The organism is Dethiosulfatibacter sp. (genome assembly GCF_983023055.1).
This window is the reverse complement of the sequence record NZ_CEZJXU010000352.1, coordinates 1-2,824: the sequence shown is the minus strand read 5'-3', so window position 1 is coordinate 2,824 and position 2,824 is coordinate 1. Positions and strand designations below refer to the sequence as shown.

4 protein-coding genes are annotated in these 2,824 nt (G+C 33.4%); 1 reads left to right on the top strand and 3 read right to left on the bottom strand.

From position 1 onward, the window contains the following. A partial coding sequence (locus AC3AX0_RS10850) for a CaiB/BaiF CoA transferase family protein (protein ID WP_487550306.1) occupies positions 1–653 on the bottom strand: 653 nt, incomplete at its 3' end. Positions 654–746: 93 nt separating this feature from the next. Beyond that, positions 747–1,208, bottom strand: a complete 462-nt coding sequence (locus tag AC3AX0_RS10845; RefSeq protein ID WP_487550305.1) for a hotdog fold domain-containing protein — start codon at positions 1,206–1,208, stop codon at positions 747–749. A gap of 247 nt (positions 1,209–1,455) precedes the next feature. Here AC3AX0_RS10845 and AC3AX0_RS10840 point away from each other — a divergent pair, with 247 nt between their 5' ends. After that, a complete protein-coding gene (locus AC3AX0_RS10840) occupies positions 1,456–2,337 on the top strand; it encodes a MerR family transcriptional regulator (protein WP_487550304.1) in 882 nt (293 codons plus the stop codon). Between the two features lie 56 nt (positions 2,338–2,393). On the opposite strand, the gene AC3AX0_RS10835 is transcribed toward AC3AX0_RS10840, so the two are convergent. After that, a partial coding sequence (locus tag AC3AX0_RS10835; RefSeq protein WP_487550303.1) for a PucR family transcriptional regulator occupies positions 2,394–2,824 on the bottom strand: 431 nt, incomplete at its 5' end.

Genomic DNA, 2,824 nt, shown 5'->3' with positions numbered 1-2,824 from the left:
GTATGTTCAACAACAAAATTCTCCATAGTTGAAAATAATGTATCTACCATCGCTACGTCAAGTCTCTGTCCTTCTCCTGTAACCTGTCTTTGATAAAGCGCCATCAATACACCCATACAAAGATATGCACCTGTAAAGCTATCACCAACTGAAGGACCTATCTTACATGGAGGTCCGTCTGAAAACCCTGTAACACTCATCATTCCACTCATAGCCTGAGCTACTATATCATAACAAGGACGTTTAGACAAAGGACCTTCAAGGCCAAAACCTGATATTGATCCGTATATGATTCCAGGATTTATCTCCTTCATTACTTCATAGCTGAATCCAAGTTTTTCCATTACTCCAACCTTGTAATTTTCAACTACAACATCGGATTCTCTAATAAGATCCCTGAAAATTTCCTTTCCTTCTTCCTTTGTCAAATCAATGGTTATTCCTTTTTTGTTTCGGTTTATATATGCAAAGTAACCACTTTCTCCATTAACAATAGGACCCCAATTTCTTGTCTGATCACCAATTCCAGGTCTCTCGATCTTAATTACTTCTGCACCGTGGTCTGCCAGATTCATTGTACAGAAAGGTCCACTGTATGCTTGAGTTAAATCCAAGACTCTTACACCCTTTAACGGTTTTGATTGATTCATCATTACTTACACCTCATAATATATTTTAATTTATTCACAGAAAGACGGAATAAATTTCCGTCTTTCCAATTTCGTCAATATTTTTTTCACTTGTATTTACGATTTAACTTTTATTGCATGAACTACATTATCAAATGATGCCTCTTGAGAACCTCTTTGCTTATCCTTAGCAATGTAAAGACTTCCAGTTGCAGTTCCACAAAGCACTGGAGGTACACATGCGGTTGCAGCTGTAGATGCAATACCAGTCATATCCATGTCTGTTGTGTCACACATGCATGCAACCTTATAAGCTTCGAACTTACACTTGTAAGAACAGTTTCCAACTTTTTCTATCCATCCATGGTATTCCATGAAATCCCCTACATGTACAGGTGCCGTGAACTCCATGCTGTCATACCCAAGGAATAAACTGATGTCTCCATCAACAAGAACCATAAGTTCAGTTCCAACATCTCCCCAAGCTACAGCTATCTTTGCTCCGTTTACAAGTCCACCAACATAGTGTCCATCGCTTGCTTTCATCATCATTTTGTGTATTACTTTTTTTCCTTCCATTTTTAAATCCTCCATTTTATTAACTGTTCTGATTTGTATTTTGTTGCTATGGTTAGATAATATCTGATACAGTTACTGGACAGACAACCCCTAATTTTAAAAACCCAAAATAATTTATAGTCAAAAAGCCAAAAACAATCCAGTAGGTGGATAGTTTTTGGCTTTATTTGAATTATGTAATTATTGAATAAACTTTCTGTTTTTGATATAATTATCTGAATATGTATTGAAGGAGTAAATACCCTTAATGAATAAAGACTATTATAAAATTGGAGAAGTTTCGAAAAAATGCAATATGCCTATTAAAACTTTGCGTTATTACGATGAAATTGGCCTTTTGAAACCTAAGCATATAGAAGAACAAACCAAATATAGATATTATACAAAAGAACAGATAGTATCTCTTTATATAATCCGAAAACTTAAATCCCTTGATTTTAGCTTAAAGGAAATAAAGACAATACTTGAAGACAATAATGCCAAAAGTATAGAATCAAGTATTAATATAAAATTACATGAACTTTCAGAAAAAATCAATAGTTTACAAAATGCTTACGATTCAGGGGAAAATTTCCTGGAGCGTCTAAAAAGAGGCGTACACATACTCGATTATTACGACAATGCCGTATTGAAAGATTATGACAAGGATTTTGATGTTGTTAAGTTTGAAAAGATACCTATTAAAAACATTTTCTATATACGAAAACCTATAAAAACCTACGACAATGCCGATGTATCTCTTGAGAGATGGATTGAAATAAAAGAAGTGGCTGAATCCATGAATTTGAAAACAAAAGGCCCTATCATACTTACATACTATGAAAAAATGCTTGATCAGTTTCTTCAAAAAGACTGTAGTGTAGAATTTGCCATTGAAGTTGATGAATTCAGAGATGAGCCTGGTTTCCGCAGGTTTGGAGGCTTTCTGGCAGCAACCTGCATACATGTTGGAGACTATTCAACAATTGTCGGGACCTATATTAAAATGATACAATTAATCAATAGAAACAGCGATAAATATATGATTGATGGTTATCCTTCAGATGAATTCATCATTTCACCTGTAGACATCAACAATATTGAAGAACATATAACCAAAGTGATTATTCCAATAAAAGAAAAGAAATAACAACAATATATAACAACCATTGGTTATAAACAAACCTCATCAAAAGATGGGGTTTGTTATTTTACTAGGTCTAATTCTATCATTATTATAGTAATATATATATCTAGAGCTTCTCTTGGATTAAATAGATTTACACCACATATTTTTTGGATTTTTTCTATTCTGTAATTCAAGGTATTCCTATGTATATATAGCATTTCAGAAGTCTTTCTTTGATTAAAGCCGGAATCATACCATGCACGGATGGTTTTAAATAGTTCTTGGCAATCAGCTTGTTTTTTTAAATCAAGTATGGAGCTGTTTGCTAAATACTTGATATTGGTTGGAGAATTGTATAAAAGAGTTTCATTAAAATAATCCTTTATATAAAAAGCTCCGGCTTTATCCAAACGTTTTCCAATGCTCAATATGTTCCATGCTTCCTTGTATATTCTACTCAAGCTTGAAATATTATCACAAATAGTGCTAATACCTATAACTGCAGCAA

Coding starts and splice junctions, on each gene's coding strand:
- AC3AX0_RS10840 (WP_487550304.1), top strand. CDS start 1,456: ATGAATAAAGACTATTATAAAATTGGAGAAGTTTCGAAAAAATGCAAT.
- AC3AX0_RS10845 (WP_487550305.1), bottom strand. CDS start 1,208: ATGGAAGGAAAAAAAGTAATACACAAAATGATGATGAAAGCAAGCGAT.